Annotated in this window: 14 protein-coding genes, 2 tRNA genes and 2 rRNA genes (1 of these 18 running past the window's edge); 11 read left to right on the forward strand and 7 right to left on the reverse strand. The window is 59.3% G+C overall.

Going from position 1 to position 18,316, the window contains the following annotated elements; all coding sequences use genetic code 11:
- Positions 1-48: 48 nt before the first annotated feature.
- A complete protein-coding gene (typA, locus tag B2M20_RS03485; protein ID WP_079445780.1) occupies positions 49-1,875 on the reverse strand; it encodes a translational GTPase TypA in 1,827 nt (608 codons plus the stop codon).
- A gap of 277 nt (positions 1,876-2,152) precedes the next feature.
- Positions 2,153-2,920 (reverse strand): Crp/Fnr family transcriptional regulator, encoded by a 768-nt coding sequence (locus B2M20_RS03490; protein WP_079445711.1) that lies wholly within the window; start codon positions 2,918-2,920, stop codon positions 2,153-2,155.
- Positions 2,921-3,088: 168 nt separating this feature from the next.
- Here B2M20_RS03490 and B2M20_RS03495 point away from each other — a divergent pair, with 168 nt between their 5' ends.
- Both B2M20_RS03495 and B2M20_RS03500 read left to right on the forward strand, forming a co-directional pair.
- Positions 3,089-3,496, forward strand: coding sequence for a response regulator (locus tag B2M20_RS03495; protein ID WP_079445781.1), 408 nt, complete (start codon positions 3,089-3,091; stop codon positions 3,494-3,496).
- A 160-nt stretch (positions 3,497-3,656) separates the two neighbouring features.
- Positions 3,657-4,865, forward strand: a complete 1,209-nt coding sequence (locus tag B2M20_RS03500; RefSeq protein WP_079445782.1) for an NnrS family protein — start codon at positions 3,657-3,659, stop codon at positions 4,863-4,865.
- 80 nt (positions 4,866-4,945) lie between these two features.
- Here the strand turns inward: B2M20_RS03500 and B2M20_RS03505 are convergent, their stop codons facing one another.
- Complete coding sequence (locus tag B2M20_RS03505) at positions 4,946-5,200, reverse strand: PepSY domain-containing protein (RefSeq protein WP_079445783.1); 255 nt, start codon at positions 5,198-5,200, stop codon at positions 4,946-4,948.
- A gap of 258 nt (positions 5,201-5,458) precedes the next feature.
- Positions 5,459-6,457 (reverse strand): sensor histidine kinase, encoded by a 999-nt coding sequence (locus tag B2M20_RS03510; protein WP_079445712.1) that lies wholly within the window; start codon positions 6,455-6,457, stop codon positions 5,459-5,461.
- A gap of 392 nt (positions 6,458-6,849) precedes the next feature.
- Here B2M20_RS03510 and B2M20_RS03515 point away from each other — a divergent pair, with 392 nt between their 5' ends.
- The 4 genes from B2M20_RS03515 to B2M20_RS03530 all read left to right on the forward strand — a co-directional run bounded on the left by B2M20_RS03515 (position 6,850) and on the right by B2M20_RS03530 (position 9,490).
- Complete coding sequence (locus B2M20_RS03515) at positions 6,850-7,518, forward strand: Crp/Fnr family transcriptional regulator (RefSeq protein ID WP_079445713.1); 669 nt, start codon at positions 6,850-6,852, stop codon at positions 7,516-7,518.
- Positions 7,515-8,396, forward strand: coding sequence for a DUF6537 domain-containing protein (locus B2M20_RS03520; protein WP_079445714.1), 882 nt, complete (start codon positions 7,515-7,517; stop codon positions 8,394-8,396). The genes B2M20_RS03515 and B2M20_RS03520 overlap by 4 nt, the downstream gene beginning before the upstream one ends.
- A gap of 130 nt (positions 8,397-8,526) precedes the next feature.
- The gene (locus tag B2M20_RS03525) at positions 8,527-8,931 is read left to right on the forward strand and encodes a DUF3307 domain-containing protein (protein WP_079445715.1); all 405 of its coding nucleotides are present in this window, start codon (positions 8,527-8,529) and stop codon (positions 8,929-8,931) included.
- A 160-nt stretch (positions 8,932-9,091) separates the two neighbouring features.
- The gene (locus B2M20_RS03530) at positions 9,092-9,490 is read left to right on the forward strand and encodes a hypothetical protein (protein WP_079445716.1); all 399 of its coding nucleotides are present in this window, start codon (positions 9,092-9,094) and stop codon (positions 9,488-9,490) included.
- Positions 9,491-9,510: 20 nt separating this feature from the next.
- On the opposite strand, the gene B2M20_RS03535 is transcribed toward B2M20_RS03530, so the two are convergent.
- On the reverse strand, positions 9,511-10,254 hold the full coding sequence (locus B2M20_RS03535) for a hypothetical protein (RefSeq protein WP_173815904.1): 744 nt from the start codon (positions 10,252-10,254) through the stop codon (positions 9,511-9,513).
- A gap of 85 nt (positions 10,255-10,339) precedes the next feature.
- On the opposite strand from B2M20_RS03535, the gene B2M20_RS03540 reads away from it, so the two are divergent.
- Positions 10,340-10,912, forward strand: a complete 573-nt coding sequence (locus tag B2M20_RS03540) for a MarR family transcriptional regulator (protein ID WP_079445717.1) — start codon at positions 10,340-10,342, stop codon at positions 10,910-10,912.
- Positions 10,913-11,066: 154 nt separating this feature from the next.
- Here the strand turns inward: B2M20_RS03540 and B2M20_RS03545 are convergent, their stop codons facing one another.
- Together B2M20_RS03545 and B2M20_RS03555 are read right to left on the reverse strand one after the other, a co-directional pair.
- A complete protein-coding gene (locus B2M20_RS03545) occupies positions 11,067-12,353 on the reverse strand; it encodes a glycerate kinase type-2 family protein (protein WP_079445718.1) in 1,287 nt (428 codons plus the stop codon).
- Between the two features lie 397 nt (positions 12,354-12,750).
- Entirely contained in the window at positions 12,751-14,796 is a 2,046-nt protein-coding gene (locus B2M20_RS03555) for a M23 family metallopeptidase (protein WP_079445720.1), read from the reverse strand.
- 823 nt (positions 14,797-15,619) lie between these two features.
- Here B2M20_RS03555 and B2M20_RS03560 point away from each other — a divergent pair.
- The 4 genes from B2M20_RS03560 to B2M20_RS03575 form a co-directional block, all read left to right on the forward strand.
- Positions 15,620-17,108, forward strand: a 16S ribosomal RNA gene (locus tag B2M20_RS03560).
- Positions 17,109-17,310: 202 nt separating this feature from the next.
- Positions 17,311-17,387: transfer RNA gene (locus B2M20_RS03565), tRNA-Ile, on the forward strand.
- Between the two features lie 32 nt (positions 17,388-17,419).
- Positions 17,420-17,495 (forward strand) — tRNA-Ala (locus tag B2M20_RS03570).
- A 415-nt stretch (positions 17,496-17,910) separates the two neighbouring features.
- A 23S ribosomal RNA gene (locus B2M20_RS03575) occupies positions 17,911-18,316 on the forward strand (it continues 2,414 nt past the right edge of the window).
- The 16S and 23S rRNA genes sit together here with 2 tRNA genes alongside, the layout of an rRNA operon.

An 18,316-nucleotide genomic window follows, 5' to 3' on the forward strand; every position in this document is an offset into this window, starting at 1 on the left:
CTGTCGCCGCAGACTCGTTGCAGACAGCGAAACTTCGGCGCCTGATATTTACGCCACCATCTCCTTGGTCTTCTCGGCGCGCTTGCGCTCGTTGGGATCGAGATGCTTCTTGCGCAGGCGTATCGACTTCGGCGTTACTTCGACGAGTTCGTCGTCCTCGATATAGGCCAGCGCCTTTTCCAAAGTCATCTTAATCGGCGGTGTCAGCCGCACCGCCTCATCCTTCGATGTGGTGCGGATGTTGGTGAGCTGCTTGCCCTTCAGCACGTTGATCTCGAGGTCGTTATCGCGAGTGTGCTCACCGACGATCATGCCGCGATAGACCTTCCAGCCGGGCTCGATCATCATCGGGCCACGATCCTCCAGCTTGAACATCGCGTAGGCCACGGCTTCGCCCTGTTCGTTGGAAATCAGCACCCCGTTGCGGCGGCCTTGAATGTCGCCTTTGTAGGGCGCGTAGCCGTGGAACAGCCGGTTCATGATCGCCGTCCCGCGGGTGTCGGTGAGAAGTTCGCCCTGATAGCCGATCAGGCCGCGCGTCGGTGCGTAGAAAACCAACCGTAGCCGGTTGCCGCCTGACGGCTTCATCTCCGTCATTTCGGCTTTGCGCTCGCTCATCTTCTGCACCACGACGCCGGAATGCTCCTCGTCGACGTCGACCACGACCTCCTCGATCGGCTCCTGCCATTCGCCGCTCGCCTCGTCCTTTTTCAGCACCACGCGCGGCCGCGATACCGATAGCTCGAATCCCTCGCGCCGCATGGTCTCAATCAGGATCGCGAGCTGCAATTCGCCGCGGCCAGATACCTCCATCGAATCTTTGTCCGCAGCCTCCGTCACACGTAGTGCGACATTGCCTTCAGCCTCACGCAGCAATCGATCCCGGATCATGCGACTCGTCACCTTGCTGCCCTCGGTGCCAGCCAGCGGCGAATTGTTGACCATGAAGGTCATGGAGACAGTCGGCGGATCGATCGGCTGCGCGGGAAGCGGCTCCTCGACAGCGGGATCGCAAAAGGTGTCGGCTACCGTGCCCTTGGTCAATCCTGCGATGGCGACGATGTCACCAGCCGTTGCTTCCTCGAGCGGCGTGCGCTCAAGACCGCGGAAGGCGAGGATTTTCGAGATGCGGCCCTGCTCGATCAGTTTCCCGTCCCGCGCCAGCACCTTGATGCTCTGGTTCGGCTTGATCATGCCCGAGGAGATTCGGCCGGTGATGACACGGCCTAGATAGGGATTGGCCTCGATGATCGTCCCGATCATGCGGAAAGGTCCGTCCTCCACCTGCGGCGGTGGGACATGCCGCACGATCAAGTCGAACAGCGGTTGCATGCCGGCATCCTGGGGTCCCTCCGCGCTATCTGCCATCCAGCCCTGCTTTGCCGAGCCGTAGAGGATCGGAAAGTCGAGCTGCTCGTCGCTGGCCTCGAGCGCCGCAAACAGATCGAACACCTCGTTGATGACCTCGGTCGGACGGGCGTCCGGGCGATCTACCTTGTTGATGACGACGATCGGCTTCAGCCCGACCTTCAGTGCTTTGGAGACCACGAACTTGGTCTGCGGCAAAGGACCCTCGGCCGCATCCACCAGCACCAAGGCGCCATCCACCATGTTGAGGATGCGCTCAACTTCACCGCCGAAATCCGCGTGGCCGGGCGTGTCTACGATATTGATGCGGATGTCGTTCCATTGCACCGAGGCGGCCTTGGCGAGGATGGTGATGCCACGTTCGCGTTCCAGGTCGTTGGAATCCATGGCGCGCTCGACCACACGCTGATTGTCGCGGTAAGTGCCGGACTGCTGGAGCAGACGATCCACGAGAGTGGTCTTGCCATGGTCGACGTGAGCGATAATCGCGACGTTGCGGAGATTCATGGGTTGATTCTTCTTCATCAAGAAAACCGCGCATCGCCCCGGTTTTGGGCGGCGGTCTTATTTACGGGGATAAGGTCACGAGAAGGGCGCGGCGTGATCGATTCACGCGGCAAAAGCGGTCAGGGATTCGTCGCTTCCGGCCAGGTCATTGCCACTTCTTGTCTGAAATGCCGAATACTAGGTGCGAACAGCCACATTGCGGCTCCGGCGCTTTCGCTGCGACGCTATATAGCCGGAAATCCTCAAAAAACAATGCGTCGTTTGCCGTTTGGCGAACTCATTTTGCAGATGACGGGAACCGCTTTGGTGCTTCGGTCGGGTAAACGCCACGCAAAACCTCTTCAAAATGGTTCCTTACGGCGTCGTTGCAGAGACAGGCGCGAGTAGCCAAGGCTGCCCGGTCGCATACCAGAATGGCGCCTCGCCGGGTCGCCAGAACGCCTTCAATCTTGAAGGTCTGGATCACGCGGCTGGTATAGCTGCGCCCGACACCCAGCATGGTCGATAACTGCTCGTGGGTAAGTGGTACGAGATCGCTGCCGGTACGCTCCATCGCCGAGAGGATCCACTTGGCCGTGCGCTGCTCGATCGAATGGATGGCGTTGCAGGCGGTGGCTTGAAAGACCTGCGCCAGCATGCAGTCGGCATAACGCGCGAAGAGATCTTGCAGAGTGGGGGATTTTGTTTTTGCGGCTTCCAGTTTCGCAACCCGTAACCGCACGAATGGCCCGCCGACCTTGACCATAATGCGTGTATAGGCTGGCAGATGGCCGTGACTAACGATGCCGCCGACCGCCCCCTCCCGTCCGACCAGAATGGTTTCGACATCGCGGCCATCCTCGTTGGGGACGAGATAGGACGCGAGACTGGATCCGCAGGGAAAATGGACGGTTTCGACATCGTCTCCCGGATTATAGAGCAGGTCGTCGTTTTGACTGCTGACGGTTTCGAGACTGGACTTGATCAGTGTGAAATCGGTGTCGCTTAGCCGACGCAGAAGGTTGTTGTACGGTCGGTCCTGCTGGTTCGTGTCCTGTGCCGCCATGCTGCGCCTTTCTTTTTAGCGCTTCCTAACGCAAGCGCGTATTAAGTTATGTGCAGAAGTGAACAGACAAAGCTTTACCGCTATGGTCAGTTCCATGCGGGAACCGATCAGGTCGGGTTCCAGCCGAGTTCGTTGCCGTGGCGTTCGGACGGACACTTCGTGGAAGTTATGGATACCGTTGTTCCCGATGATCCGGCTTCAAAGCCAGCCGGCATCCCTCGCGACGTGTTGATCGTTGAGGACGATGTCATTATCGCGATCGACGTTGAGCAGACCATTGCGGAGTTTGGCGTGACGTCAGCCCGGACTGCTTCAAATGTGGCGCAGGCGCTGGCCATGATCGCAGAACGTGCTCCCGACTTCGTGCTTCTTGACGTGGGTCTTTCGGAAGATAAAAGTTTTGCAGTCGCCAATCGGCTGGCCGTGTTGAAGATTCCGTTTGCTTTCGTGACCGGCTATAGCGGCGACAAAGCCTTTCCAGCGGAATACTCGGGTCGGCCCAGACTTTCGAAACCGTTTTCGCGCGATGAATTGTTCGCGATTTTGTCGAACTGGCGAAGCTGCAACCCGGGCTAATCCGAGCATCGTCTGCGGTGATATTACGGTTTTTCCGACTCAAAACCTGAGCGTGCAAGTTGTGCCCATCTCATGCGCTAGCATCGAGGATACCATCCAGACCGCGCACTAAACGCCGCACTTGCTGATATGGTCGCGCGAAACCATGGGAGGATGGCGCATGGCCATGTCGGAAGTGGAGAATGCAAGAGCGAGGCCGTTTGCGATCTGGACGATCGGCTTCAGACCGTTCTTCCTGATGGCTGGCGTCTGGTCGGCGGTGGCGCTTGCCGGATGGATCGCCATGATCGCAATGGGGCTCACGCTGCCCAGCCGCTTCGATCCCCTCACATGGCATATCCATGAAATGCTGTTCGGGTTCGTCCTGGCTGTGATCGCCGGTTTTCTGCTCACCGCGATTCCGAACTGGACCGGCCGTGCTCCGATCAGCGGTCTGCCGCTCGCCGCACTGGCGCTGTTGTGGCTCGCGGGTCGCGTTACGTGTCTCGTTTCAACGTCGATCCCGCTCGGGCTGGCTGCGGCAGTCGACCTTGCTTTCCCATTCGTGCTTTGCGGGGTTGTCGCTCGCGAAATCATTGTGGGCCGCAACTGGCGCAACATGGTCATGCCGGTCCCACTTGCCGTGCTCGGCGTCGCAGACCTTCTGATGTATCTGGAACTCGCAGGTTTTTCGGTACCCGCGGGTCTGGGATGGCGCCTGGCGCTGACCGCGATCATCGTCCTGATCTCGGTCGTCGGCGGTCGGATCGTCCCTAGCTTCACGCGTAACTGGCTCGTCAAGAAAAATGCGCCCCGCCTTCCGCCCGAACACGGACACATCGATAGCCTCGCACTTGTAACACTCCATGCGGGGATGATCGGATGGGCGATTTTTCCCGAGATCTGGCCTTTCGGGTGGCTGTTGCTTCTTGGCGCTGCGCTCAATCTTTGGCGGCTCGGCCGCTGGCGCGGCATGGCCGCCAGGGCCGAGCCGCTATTGACCGTTCTTCACACCGGATATCTGTGGGTCATCGTCGGGGCGGCTTTGCTGGGCGTTTCGATGCTGACCGATCATGTGCCTCAGGCCGCGGCAATCCACGCGCTGACCGCCGGCGCCATCGGAACGATGACGCTTGGTGTCATGACCCGCGTTTCACTCGGCCACACCGGACGCGCCCTCACATCGGATCGGATCACCGCCTTGATCTACCTGCTCGTGATACTCGCCGCCATCGCCCGGGTGGCAGCTTGGGATAGTGGATCGTCAGCGATGTTGATCGAGGTTTCGGCTGCATTGTGGATCGGCAGCTTCGGCCTATTCGCGCTCCGATACGGACCGATCTTGGTGGCGCCCCGCGTGCAGCCCGTGGACGTTCAGCCCGGCAAATAACAAAGTTATTCGCCGGGGCGGCGAGTGCTGGCGCGGTGCACAACCTCGGGACATTCGTGGCCTTGCCGATCTAATCGTGTTTATCGGTCGACGTTGAGCACCGCGCCCGTCGTGGCATCGACGTCGACTTCCATATACCGGTCGGCTGCGTCGCGGCCTTCGATCTGCCACTCATGACCGGCGAACTCCGCGTCAGAGACAGCGGTAATACCGACTTCAAACGCGACGCCAAGCGCCTCTTGCATCGAGAGAAGACTACCGGAGTCATAGGCCATCGCCGGAGTGGCCGCGCCGAGGGAAACCGCGGCAGCCATCGACAGAATGTACTTTCGCATGTGAAACTCCTTGTCGAGGTCATCAAGCTGTGCACGTCGCAGTGCAACATCAATGAGAACCGAGAGCCCTGCATTGCGTTCCCGTCCCCCACGCGGCAAGTTTGAGCAAGTGGGCGGGCGGCCGTGGCGTTTTTCTGGCCATACCTTGGCGAGCCAACATGCGGGTCGTCGCGATCGGATGCCGAGATACCTATGCTGAAGATGTGTGGCGATCAACTCCTGCATCTGCGCTCCACCGACCCCGTCGCGCTGCAAGAATTACCGCCCGGATAAACTTCCGCTTTTCTTATCGGCCGGTGGCGGATCGATCCGGCATTGCATCATGCAGTGCAGCCCTGTGCCGAGGAATGCGATCTCCGCTTTCCCGTCGAACGCCCGTAGACCGGCATTCAGGAGCTGCGTTCCAAACCCCGGCTTGCCCTGCGCAGTGATCATAGGCCCGCCTGATTCGTCCCAGACGATTGACAGCAGGCCGTTGGTTACAGTCCAAGACACATGGAGCAGGCCATGGGGCGTGGAGAACGCGCCGTATTTGGCGGCGTTGGTGGCGAGTTCATGAAACATCAGCGCCAAACTGACCGCGAGCTTCGTCGGCAGAAAGAGGGGACCGCCGTTCAGCGTAAACCGGACGTGGCCGTAGGGGCCGAGCTCCGAGCGTAGCAGATCGATGATATCGCAGCCACGTTCGTCGGTGCGTGCGATCAGGTCATCGGCTGTTGCCAGCGCGCCGAAGCAGCCGTCGATCTTGGCCCGGGCCGCCGGATAATCGTGAAGCGCCTGTCTGCTCACCGCATGAATAGTGGCGAGTTTGTTCTTGAGGCGGTGGCGCAGTTCTTCCACCACGAGTTCGCGATAGCGCTGTTCCTTTTCGAGTTCGGTCGTGAGTTCGCGGTGATGGACGACGAGAGAACGATGGCGTCGCACCCCCAGGATGATGAGCGCCGCGACGACAAAATAGATCGCCATAAGTATTGCCGCGGCCATAACCTGTGGCGCCTCGCCGAAATTCAGCATCACGCCGAGAGCTGCGCCGCCAATCGCGGCGGCAATTCCGGCTCGCTCTCCGCCGAACGCGGCTGCGACAAAAACGCCGGGAAGATAGATGCTGTAAGGTACGTCCGTTCGCAGCAGCGAGATGCCGAAGCGGAACGCGGTGGCGAGCATCAGGCAGACGGCCGTGAGGCCGAAACCCAGAACCGCCGGAGGCTCGGAGATTCCCTGCCACCCGCGCCGGAATTCCTCGATCCACTTGGCCATCCGGCCCCCACTGCAATGTCACGCCGGCACCGCTGAAATTCGCCGGGGCAGATGTCTGCAGGCAGCTTAGCTTAAAGGCACGGCCGGCTAGCATACAATCTTTCTTCCGCAAGGGAATTGACCCAACCGTCCTCGAGGCTCGATGCTTTCGAGACAAGCTGATGTGATCCGTTTCCGGTCTGCGGAACGTCCGCAACAGGATGCGTCTAGTCCAGCCCTGCCAGTTGCGAGCACGCCTGGCGGTGATCAAGCTCCACGCTCATGGACAAAGGCCGCTCTCCCCCAGCGCGCGTTTTTTGCCGGGATATTGGATAGAATTCGGTATAACTTCCGCTGTCTTCCCTATAGTTCGCTACGCTTCTCATCACGTCAGGAATTTTGGCTGGATTGCCATGGACATATCACATTTAGCCGAACATTTCGGGACCGTCGGCGGGGTGGCCGCTTCGTTCTTTGTGGTCGCCACCTGCACCATGCGGACCATGATCCCGCTCCGTGCTTTCGGCATGCTGGCCAATCTCATGCTGATGATCACTGCGCTTCCGCTCCACAATTTCCTGCAATTGGGGCTTCACGCAGGACTGTTCTGTCTCAACGGCTATCGCTTGCACCAGATGCTTCTGCTCGTGCGCGAGGTGAAGAAGTCCGTCAACAGCGATCTATCGATGGACTGGCTGAAGCCCTTTATGACCAAGCGCAAGTGCAAGACCGGAGAAATGCTGTTCTATAAGAACGAAAAGGCGGAGACGATGTTCTACATCGTCAGCGGCCGCTACCGTCTGGTGGAGTCCGGCATTGAGCTTCCGGTTGGCGCAATAGTTGGTGAGCTCGGCATGCTGTCTCCTTACAACGAGCGCACCCAATCGCTGGAGTGCATCGAGAGCGGTACGGTGCTCAGCGTGAGCTATCGCCAAGTCGAGGAGCTTTACGTCCAGAATCCGGAATTCGGTTTCTATTTCCTGCGGCTGGCCAGCGCGCGGCTGTTTCAGAACATTGGCAGGCTCGAAGAGCGGCTCGCTGAACATGCGGCGCCCGCGGTCATGACGCCTAAGCTCGCATGAATTTCGGCAGAAGCAAAGCCGCAGACGTTCTTCCCGCCATCCGTTCGATGTTCGCGACTGTTTCAGGCGAGAACAACCATCTCATTCCGACGCTGCCGGCGGACATGCCTGAAGAAGCGAGGCGTGTGGCGGTCGATGGCGTGAAACACCTGGTCGAATATCAAGGAGCAGGTTACGCGCAGTTGTATGTCGCCCGGCTTCGGCGGTTTATCGGCCGGCGCAATGTTGATGATAAAGTGTTTGCCGATATCGCGCGTCTGATGGCCGTGCGTATGGCTTATGATGATCCTATCCGCATGGCGCAGCTCAAGCTTGCTGAATTCCGAATGGGTCTGCATGTTCCGTCTGATATTCGCAAGCTACGTCTCGATGAGCTGGTGTCCGTGCTCCCAAAACGGGGAGCCGATCCTGTATTCTCGCTGCTTGACCGCCTCGGGTGGCGACACCTGCCGGTCACCATGCGGTTCAGTGCAGCGAGTGGATTGGGGGTTAGATCCCTCAGAATCAAGACGTCGCTCAGGCGATGGCGGCTGTCATCTCTCCGTTATGCCAATGAGCGCGTTTGGGTCGAGCGCTGGCTGCATATGATCGATCGCAGCCTGGCAAAGCAGCCTGCCGCAGTCGCCGCGGTGGTTGCGACGGCCGAAATGGTGCAGGGATACGGGGATGATTACGCTCAGAATCTGCGTAACTGGAATCTGATTATCGACCATCTTGTCAAACCGACCTTCGACGGTGCGATGTGCTGCTCTGATCTGGGTGTCTCAATAGCCGAGGCGCGGGCGGCCGTGGATCGTGATCCTCAGCAGGAATCGTTGAAGCGTGTCATCGCGGGGATAAGGGAGCGGGCCGGTGCCGACACCCGGAGGGTCGATTGAGCGGTGTATCCCGGTCCAGAGATGGCATAATGAAGGTGCTTGAGCCGCTCGATGCGCAGAACGCTCGCACAGCTTGCCTCGTTCATGAATATGCGAACTTCAAAAACCGGACATTAGCAGGGGCGTCTGCGTGATACTTCCTTCGTTGTCGTCGTCGATCGCAGTGGGTCCGCTTGTTGGCTGGATGGTCGTGCTGACCATCAAGCATGTGTTGGCCGATTTCGTGTTGCAGAATTCCTGGATGGCGGTCGGCAAGGATCAAAAGACCGGCTGGGCGCTGCCGCTGCTCTCGCACTGTCTCGTGCATCTCGTGTTGGCGCTGGTGCTGATTCTGCTTATCGCGCCACGCTTCTGGTTCATCGCCTTTATCGATTTCGCGATTCATATCGTCGTGGATCGCGCCAAGGGTATCTGTGTCTCCGCCTTCGACGTGACATATCAGCACCCGTGGTTCTGGACGCTGATAGGCGTCGATCAGACACTGCATCATCTCACCGGATTCGGTCTGGCGATCGTCATGGCATTCAACGCGTGACCTGAAATACGTGATCTGGCGACGGCACCTGCGAATCGCGAATCGTGGCCCGGTTTGATTCGGAACCGGAATGCAAGTCTCCCCGGCCTGACTTTGCGGGCGTGGTTAACTTCTCGTTAGGGAATTGTGTTGCATCCTCAGGACTTGAGGAGAGTTGCGCATGTGCTCTAGCGCCGACGCTTTCGAGAACGACATCTGCCCAGTCAAGGATGATCTGTTGGGCGCCATGTATCGCGCCAGCGAGCATGGGTTGCCTCAGCTCATTGCCAGCGTCGCTCCGGATGTACGAGCGATGCTGGCACTGTTCTGCTACCACCGGAGCCATCTGCACGCACTGGCTTTGTCAATCGCTTCAAGCTGCACCGAGCGCGATCTGGTCGCAGTCGGTGGCCGCGTCGGTTCCACGCTGTTCGCGCTGTCACGCAACGCACGGCAACCCCATGCTCCGTCGCAGCACGGCCAGCGCAAGCCCATTACGTTGTCAACAAAGCCGCTCAGCACGTTCGTGCCGCTCGACGACCTGGCCGACGACGAGGAGGCTGCGCTGGTACCGGCATAACGGTCGCGCAGCTCAAACGCCTATTTCTTTTCCCTGGTGATGATGCCCGGCAATGTGAGATTGCCGGAAGCGACCTTGTAGGTGCCGGTGACGCAAAGAAGCGGGGCCTTTCCGGCTTCGTTGACCTGCAGATGCGCGGCGACGGCATCAAAGTTGACGTTCTCCGCTCCCTTGACTGGCACGGTAATACGCACCGTTTGTCCTTTGAGAACGGGGCTCATGCCTGGGCTGTCCAACGCGAGAGGCAGGCCGGGCGCGGTGGCCGGCAATAGATCCTGCCCCGGCGAAATGTCCAGCACCTTGAGGCCGCCGGCGCAGCCCTTGTCGCTGGCTAGTACTACCCAGTGCGAATGCCAGCCCGCGCCGTCATTGGTCGGATCGCCATCGCCGTTTTCGTCGAACAGCGGTGTGTCGTCAAAGTCCGGATGTGCGGTAATGGCGAGCGCCAGGATGCCGGAACCTTTAGCAAAGCCGACCGTCGCGGGATCGAGCTTGGTCGGCCAGACGTAGGCGTCGACTTTGGCGCCGGCGAGCTTTCCGACCTTTTGCGGTTTCAGCGAACCGGCATCGCCGCTGACCTCCATGGCGAAGGTGGCAAGCCGGCCGTCGGTCGAGGCGGAGGCGCTGGTGACGTCGAACGCCGGGGGCACCGCCGCATCTGGTTTAGAATGGATATCGTGGGCGAAAGCGGAGGTTGACAGCGTACCTTGCAGCAAGATGAAAGCTAACGTTCTCGTGGAGAGCTTGGGCATGGAGGCGAACATAGAGAACTCCAGTTGTTAATATCGAGTCGATACTATATGTCTGATCGACGATCGGAGTGTCAACTAAAAATAGCGAGTCGCTACTATGTTATTATCCAAAGCCCTTGAAGCGGCTTATCTGATTGACCGCCTGGATCGGCTGACCCGCAGCGGCGGAAACATCGCGGAGCTCAATCCTGCGCAGTGGGAGGCGTTGCGCTACTTGTCACGGGCTAATCGTTTCTCGCGCACGCCGGCGGCGCTTGCCGGTTACGTTGGCTCGACTCGAGGGACCATTTCACAAACCCTGATTGCGCTGGAGCAGAAGGGGTTGGCGTCGCGGCAGTCCAGCCGGCGCGACGGCCGCTCGGTCGAATTGGCGCTGACCCGGCGCGGCGAGGCCGTATTGAGGGATGATCCGCTGCGGCGGCTGGCGGACGACATTACGGCCGCCACGGGCGGCGATGCTGGCGAGTTGCTCGCGACGTTACAGGGCATCCTGTCGGCAACGATCGCGAGGAACGACGGACGGGCTTTCGGAGTCTGCCGCACATGCAGGCATTTCCGCCACAATGCCAAACCGGGCAGCGCCTCGCCGCATCATTGCAATTTACTCGATGAAGCGCTCTCCGATTCTGATGGGGGCGCGATCTGTCAGGAGCACGATGCTGCCGCCTGAACAGCAGCTCGATCATGATTCCGGGTCGAAGCGATCCAAAATCACGCACGTGATAGATTCCAGAATTTTGAGAGGTGAGATGCGGACGGAAAGCCGCTACGGACCTTCCTTATCCCGCTCGGGTTAAGCTACTCCCGCAGTGAGAGCGCGCCAATCAGACGGCATCCACCAGAATCACCCGTATGTCGTTGACGTTGGTGAGCGTCGGTCCGGTGAATAGCAGGTCACCGCTGGCTGCGAAGAAGCCGGTGGCGTCGTTGTTGGCGAGATAGACGGCGGGATCGAGGTTCTGCGCGCGCATCGCCCCGTACGTGCGGGCATCGATCACGGCGCCGGCGGGATCGGAGGCATCGCCCGCTCCACCGTCGGCGCCATCGGTGTCGGCCGCCAGCGCGGAAATGCCCCGCGCGTCCTTAAGCTGTGATGCAAGCGACAGCGCATATTCCTGATTGGGGCCGCCGCGCCCGTTGCCGCGAACCGTTACGGTGAATTCGCCGCCCGACAGGATGGCGAGCTTGCGGCCGTCGGCTCGCGCCTTCAGCGCTAGTTTCGCGTGCTCCACTGCAACGTCGCGAGCTTCTCCTTCGAGATTCGCGCCGAGGTCGAGCACCTCAAAGCCGGCATCGCGTGCAAGTCTCACGGCGGCGTCGAGCGAAGTTCTTGGCCGTGCGACGATCTCGAAACGGGTGCGGGCGAAGGCGGCGTCGCCGGGCTTGCAGCTTTCGTTGGCGGGATCGTTGAGGGCGCGGCCAACAGCATCGTCGCATACGATTTTGTATTTTGCGACCAACGCGCGGGCGTCAGCCAGCGTGGTTGGGTCCGGCACCGTCGGGCCGGAGGCAATGGCCGTCGGCTCATCGCGCGGCACGTCCGATATCGCCAGCGTGACGATCTCGGCGCGCCTGCCCGTGCGCGCAAGCCGCCCGCCCTTGATCCGCGACAAGTGCTTGCGCACCGTGTTGACTTCGCCGATCGGGGCGCCGGAGCGGAGCAGGGCATGGTTGAGCTGCTGCTTCTGAGCGAACGACACGCCATTCACAGGCGCAATCCAGTTCGCCGAGCCGCCGCCCGAAAGCAATACCAGCAGCAGATCGTCGGCTGTCGCGGTACTCGCGAGGGTCAGACTGACGCCGGCGCTGCGCCAACCCGCTTCATCGGGCACGGGATGGCCGGCCTCGATCACCTTGATTCGACGCGTCGGCACGCTATGGCCGTAACGTGTGGTGGCGAGGCCGGTCAGCCGGGCGGGATCAAGACCGGCAGCGTCGAGATAGTGTCGTTCCACCACTGCGGCCATGGCAGCGGCGGCTTTGCCGGCGGCGAGGCAGATCACGCGGCCTTCCGGCGCGGGTGGCAGATGTGCCTCGAGAATGTTGTCAGGATGCGCGGCGGCGACACTCGCGTCGAAGAGGGCACGCAGCAGCTTGCGATGGTCGGTCATGCTCGGATCTTGCCGAACGGCGCAAGACGTTGAACAGGTCGCATGTCCATCGGAAGCGGACCGAGCCAACCCTGCTCAAAAAACTTACCTGGAATGTCGGCTCGAGCCATCGCCGTTCGTCTGGAAGAAAGGCACACACTCTGACCGGATGGACGTTCCATGCAGCTATTATCGATATGCTCGAATCTGGATTGTCTCTACCTGATCGTATGCTGGATCAAGCTGCGGATTTTCTCCGCGCTGAGAGATTTTTGCCTGCCTTTACTCTCGGCGAACCAACCAGGCTTGTTCCGACTAGGGCGTTTCGAGCGAAGTGGATGCCGGTTCGCGCGAAGACAACGCGTCAGATCGCAATCATAGAAGCCACGCGTCTAATCCGCGTCAGAAGCGAAAAGATCTAGCGGTTGGAGACCTGCCGAGGCAGCGGTAGGGCAGGTGAGCCTGCGGCATCCGATACCCTGGCAACGGCGCCGCGGCTATTCATCATCGCCTCGAGCCGGTCGCGTTCCTTCTCAAAGCCGGCCAGGATCGTGCCGTCCAGTGATCGCCCCCGCGGAAGCCTGACGCGCATCGGATCGACGAAGCGGTCGTTAACGAGAATTTCATAGTGCACGTGCGCTCCGGTGGAGCGGCCGGTCGAACCGACAAAGCCGATCACCTGCCCTTGCCGGACGCGCTTGCCTGGTTCGAGGCCCTTGGCGAAGGCCGACATGTGACCGTACGCGGTTTCATAGCCGTTGTTGTGCTTGATACGGACATACTTGCCGTAGCCGCCTTCCCATTCTGCTTTTTCGACGACGCCGTTGCCGGTCGCGAAAATTGGTGTGCCATAAGGTGCCGCCCAATCGACGCCGGTGTGCATTTTCACGTAGCCGAGGATGGGGTGGCGCCGAACGCCGAATCCTGATCTCATGATCGCGCTGGCGACCGGTTTGCGGACCAGGAACTTCTTCGCGCTCTTGCCGGTCTCGTCATAAAAATCGACGGCGGCGTCGTCGGGAGTTTGGAAACGATAGTATTTCTTGGTCTCACCACCCACGGTGAGAGAGGCATAAAGCACTTCGTTTTTCTCGGTCGTCGGTGTTCCTTCGTCGTCGCCGGCGTAGAAGACGTCAAATGAATCGCCGGGCTGGACCTTGCGCTGGAAATCGATGTCGTAGGAGTAGATGCGGACCATGTCCTCGATGATCGCTGGCGGCACCTTGTCCCGCAGCGCGGTCTCGTAGATGCTTTGATAAAGTCGGACTCCGCGGTCATCGTCGGTGTCGCTGCTGTCAGCGACATCGGCGATCGAATTCATGCTGGCGACGTCGACAGCGACGTAATTGCCGAGATCCGACAGTGCGGCGACAGCCTCAATGGTGGAATCGTTCGCCACGATCACGCGGTAGGGGACGAGTCGCTGGTCGGAGGCCGCAGGCGCCATCAGGACGCGCAACTTCTGGCCTTCCCTGAGTCCGCCGTCGCGGCCTCGAGGTCCGAGCGTGCTTGCGATCGCATGGGCTTCTTCCGGCGTTGCGCCCTGGTCCCGCAGCACCGAGGCGATGGTGTCGCCTCTCCTGACCAGATGCACGCGCTCGCCCAGTGGATTGCCGCCGGTAAGTTGTTCGCTGGTTTTCGAAAGCAGCGTGACGTTTTCCGGGACAATACGGGCCTCAAACCCGGCATAGGGGTCTACGCTACCTTCGGCGGCGTAGGCCATTTTGATGCCCGACGTCGGGCCAGCGGTCTCTACCGCAGCCTCCGCCATCGTGTACCGCACACCGCTGTTGCCGCGCCAGTTCGAGGCATCGCGTACCCGCATCAAAACTTCATCGATCGGGATGGTTGCCGCGATCGTCGCCTTCGGGAGGATCGTTGCGAGATCACGGGTCACGAAGGAAACTTCGGCGTCTGGTTCGGCCGCCGTCGCGGCGCTTGTATCGTCTGTGGCAGTGCGGGCGTGGCTACCACCGTCGGCCAGCAGGCGTTGCGCGTTGAATGGCGGAATCTTTGCGCTGAGATCGCCGGTCGCCATCGACAGGTTGCCGGATACCCGAACGAAGGGCCGGACCCGCATCACGTCGCGGTTGCCGGCGCGGGTCACGGTCGAGACGCGAATGACCTGCCTTGCAGCGGCCGCCTCGCTCGGCGGCGGCAGACGATCGCTCTTGTGAAGGCTGGCCTGATGGTCACCGGTTCCGAACGAGCCGCGAAGTCCGCCTTCGACGCGCTCGGCTACCCTCGCAAAGGTGGTTTCACCATCGAGCGACGCAAAAACGGCGCCGCCGATAAGAGCCGCGCCGCACAGGCCTGTAAGAATGGTGCCGCTGAACCACTGCACGGAGATGCGGCGGCGGTCGATGACGGCGGCTTCGGATCCGTCCGCAGAAAGCGGCGGCTCATGACCCAGGTCAATGATCCGCGTCTCGCGTCCTCGATCCCCACTGCGTGCTGCGTTCAATCCGCCGTCCCCCAAATTCCTGCAACCGGCGAAACTCTTGCGTATCCCGGCGTCCGACGCCCTCGGGCGAGAGACGAAAGATTCGCGTGCTTCATGCTCAAGGCTCCCGCCGGTTGGCCTGGGTCACGAACATCAACGGCGTCTGAGCCCTCGATGCATTGCGGTCGCCTGGACAAGGCGATGCGACCGTGGATGACCACCGTCTGCTGAAAGCTACCAATTCCTAGACTTAACGAAATGGCCGCTGCCCCTAGCAATCGGCGATTCAAGACTTATTTCTGGAGAACGTCGCAGGAATGTGGCTCAAGTACGGCATTTCGCAGGGCTTTTTGGCCTGCGATGTTGTTTTACCCGATGCAACAATTTGTTGACGATGGGCGTTGACAAGCGTCCGACGGTGGGACTATAAACCGCCCACTGAACGCGGCGCGGCCTTGGGCCTTACCAAGGCCCTTAGCTGTGTCGGTGAAGCTCCTCACTAGGTTGAGTGAATCAACAGCCGATAGCCATCGGTTGTTATTTGTCGTCCGGTGAGTGCTTCACGGATCTTCCAGCGATGGAAGATGGGTCCTTGGACCCGGGCTGTTTGACAAGTGAAGATGAAGAAAGAGAAACGTGGACGGCGGAGTCCTTGCGGGTTTCGATCAATGAAGGCTTCGGCTTTCGTGGATTGAGGCCGGACGAAAGACTTCGGCGGTACACGTTTTAAAGGTTACACCATCGTCATCAGCGATGTGAATCGCGGATGGCTGTTAGCTTCGGCTAACAAAAAATGGTGGGACCTCGTCAAACGTTGTGATCAGCCGGCTCAAAGTTTCAAGTCCAACTTGAGAGTTTGATCCTGGCTCAGAGCGAACGCTGGCGGCAGGCTTAACACATGCAAGTCGAACGGGCGTAGCAATACGTCAGTGGCAGACGGGTGAGTAACGCGTGGGAACGTACCTTTTGGTTCGGAACAACACAGGGAAACTTGTGCTAATACCGGATAAGCCCTTACGGGGAAAGATTTATCGCCGAAAGATCGGCCCGCGTCTGATTAGCTTGTTGGTGAGGTAATGGCTCACCAAGGCGACGATCAGTAGCTGGTCTGAGAGGATGATCAGCCACATTGGGACTGAGACACGGCCCAAACTCCTACGGGAGGCAGCAGTGGGGAATATTGGACAATGGGCGCAAGCCTGATCCAGCCATGCCGCGTGAGTGATGAAGGCCCTAGGGTTGTAAAGCTCTTTTGTGCGGGAAGATAATGACGGTACCGCAAGAATAAGCCCCGGCTAACTTCGTGCCAGCAGCCGCGGTAATACGAAGGGGGCTAGCGTTGCTCGGAATTACTGGGCGTAAAGGGTGCGTAGGCGGGTCTTTAAGTCAGAGGTGAAATCCTGGAGCTCAACTCCAGAACTGCCTTTGATACTGAGGATCTTGAGTTCGGGAGAGGTGAGTGGAACTGCGAGTGTAGAGGTGAAATTCGTAGATATTCGCAAGAACACCAGTGGCGAAGGCGGCTCACTGGCCCGATACTGACGCTGAGGCACGAAAGCGTGGGGAGCAAACAGGATTAGATACCCTGGTAGTCCACGCCGTAAACGATGAATGCCAGCCGTTAGTGGGTTTACTCACTAGTGGCGCAGCTAACGCTTTAAGCATTCCGCCTGGGGAGTACGGTCGCAAGATTAAAACTCAAAGGAATTGACGGGGGCCCGCACAAGCGGTGGAGCATGTGGTTTAATTCGACGCAACGCGCAGAACCTTACCAGCCCTTGACATGTCCATGACCGGTCGCAGAGATGTGACCTTCTCTTCGGAGCATGGAGCACAGGTGCTGCATGGCTGTCGTCAGCTCGTGTCGTGAGATGTTGGGTTAAGTCCCGCAACGAGCGCAACCCCCGTCCTTAGTTGCTACCATTTAGTTGAGCACTCTAAGGAGACTGCCGGTGATAAGCCGCGAGGAAGGTGGGGATGACGTCAAGTCCTCATGGCCCTTACGGGCTGGGCTACACACGTGCTACAATGGCGGTGACAATGGGAAGCAAAGGGGCAACCCCTAGCAAATCTCAAAAAACCGTCTCAGTTCGGATTGGGCTCTGCAACCCGAGCCCATGAAGTTGGAATCGCTAGTAATCGTGGATCAGCATGCCACGGTGAATACGTTCCCGGGCCTTGTACACACCGCCCGTCACACCATGGGAGTTGGTTTTACCTGAAGGCGGTGCGCTAACCCGCAAGGGAGGCAGCCGACCACGGTAGGGTCAGCGACTGGGGTGAAGTCGTAACAAGGTAGCCGTAGGGGAACCTGCGGCTGGATCACCTCCTTTCTAAGGATGGTTCTTCAACAGCTTGCTGTTATCGAACCGTTTTAGAAACATCAGTGGCCAATGATCGTCAGGATCGTTGAGCTGCATTGGCGGGATTTCGCCGTCTTCGTTTCTCTTTCTTCGCGGACGAACACGCGCCAGGGGCGACGCTTGTGCTCATGATCCGGTTAAGCCGGCGGAGTGCGCTGTCCCTAGTCGTTAGGGGCTTGTAGCTCAGTTGGTTAGAGCGCGCGCTTGATAAGCGTGAGGTCGGAAGTTCAAGTCTTCCCAGGCCCACCATTTGATCAAGTGCAGCATTCGTCTTCTGGTACGGGGCCATAGCTCAGCTGGGAGAGCGCGTGCTTTGCAAGCATGAGGTCGTCGGTTCGATCCCGTCTGGCTCCACCAGATGGTTTGATTGATCGACATTGTTCGATCGTCCGCGAAAACAACGCTTCGCATGTCTCATTTGTTATAGATGGACATGCGGGTTTTCTGACATCGTAAAGAGGAGATCGATCCGAGTCTGGATCGTGGGTCGTGCTGGAAAGCACGGTCTGCGCCCATTCACTATCTCCAGGTCATTTCGGCGCTCGGTCATGTCGTAACGCAAGTTGCGAGGTGAACGGGTTGTAAATGATCCTGTTAGCGAAGCTTGACCGCCTCGCTATCGGTTCGATCTTACGAAGCAAGCTGGTCTTTCTAATCAATGTCCAGCCGCATGCAGCATTCATCGAGGGTGCGTGTTGAGGGGGCTTTCGGGCTCCTGACGCAGGTGTGCGGATAACATTCTGCCGAGTGTGTGGATATTGATAATGAGAGCAATCAAGTGCCTTAAGGGTGTTCGGTGGATGCCTTGGCGCTGAGAGGCGATGAAGGACGTACTACGCTGCGATAAGCCGTGAGGAGCTGCGAAGAAGCTTTGATCCACGGATTTCCGAATGGGGAAACCCACCTTCGATAGCCGAAACTCTAAGCGCATGATGACGCAAGTCGTCGTGGGTTTGGATTTTCGGTTATCAAGCGAAGGTATGAGACTTCTGAATACATAGGAGGTTTCAAGCAAACCCAGGGAACTGAAACATCTAAGTACCTGGAGGAAAGGACATCAACAGAGACTCCGGTAGTAGTGGCGAGCGAACCCGGACCAGGCCAGTCATGAATGTGAGACAACCAGAACCTGTCAGGAAAGCAGGGCCTCAGAGGGTGATAGCCCCGTATGGGTAATG

Origin of the sequence: Nitrobacter vulgaris (assembly GCF_002028545.1) — a bacterium.
Taxonomy (GTDB): domain Bacteria; phylum Pseudomonadota; class Alphaproteobacteria; order Rhizobiales; family Xanthobacteraceae; genus Nitrobacter; species Nitrobacter vulgaris.

Bases quoted from the DNA above. Each gene is read 5' to 3' on its own strand.
- typA (WP_079445780.1), bottom strand. From the start codon at position 1,875: ATGAATCTCCGCAACGTCGCGATTATCGCTCACGTCGACCATGGCAAG.
- B2M20_RS03490 (WP_079445711.1), bottom strand. From the start codon at position 2,920: ATGGCGGCACAGGACACGAACCAGCAGGACCGACCGTACAACAACCTT.
- B2M20_RS03495 (WP_079445781.1), top strand. From the start codon at position 3,089: ATGGATACCGTTGTTCCCGATGATCCGGCTTCAAAGCCAGCCGGCATC.
- B2M20_RS03500 (WP_079445782.1), top strand. From the start codon at position 3,657: ATGGCCATGTCGGAAGTGGAGAATGCAAGAGCGAGGCCGTTTGCGATC.
- B2M20_RS03505 (WP_079445783.1), bottom strand. From the start codon at position 5,200: ATGCGAAAGTACATTCTGTCGATGGCTGCCGCGGTTTCCCTCGGCGCG.
- B2M20_RS03510 (WP_079445712.1), bottom strand. From the start codon at position 6,457: ATGGCCAAGTGGATCGAGGAATTCCGGCGCGGGTGGCAGGGAATCTCC.
- B2M20_RS03515 (WP_079445713.1), top strand. From the start codon at position 6,850: ATGGACATATCACATTTAGCCGAACATTTCGGGACCGTCGGCGGGGTG.
- B2M20_RS03520 (WP_079445714.1), top strand. From the start codon at position 7,515: ATGAATTTCGGCAGAAGCAAAGCCGCAGACGTTCTTCCCGCCATCCGT.
- B2M20_RS03530 (WP_079445716.1), top strand. From the start codon at position 9,092: ATGTGCTCTAGCGCCGACGCTTTCGAGAACGACATCTGCCCAGTCAAG.
- B2M20_RS03535 (WP_173815904.1), bottom strand. From the start codon at position 10,254: ATGTTCGCCTCCATGCCCAAGCTCTCCACGAGAACGTTAGCTTTCATC.
- B2M20_RS03540 (WP_079445717.1), top strand. From the start codon at position 10,340: ATGTTATTATCCAAAGCCCTTGAAGCGGCTTATCTGATTGACCGCCTG.
- B2M20_RS03545 (WP_079445718.1), bottom strand. From the start codon at position 12,353: ATGACCGACCATCGCAAGCTGCTGCGTGCCCTCTTCGACGCGAGTGTC.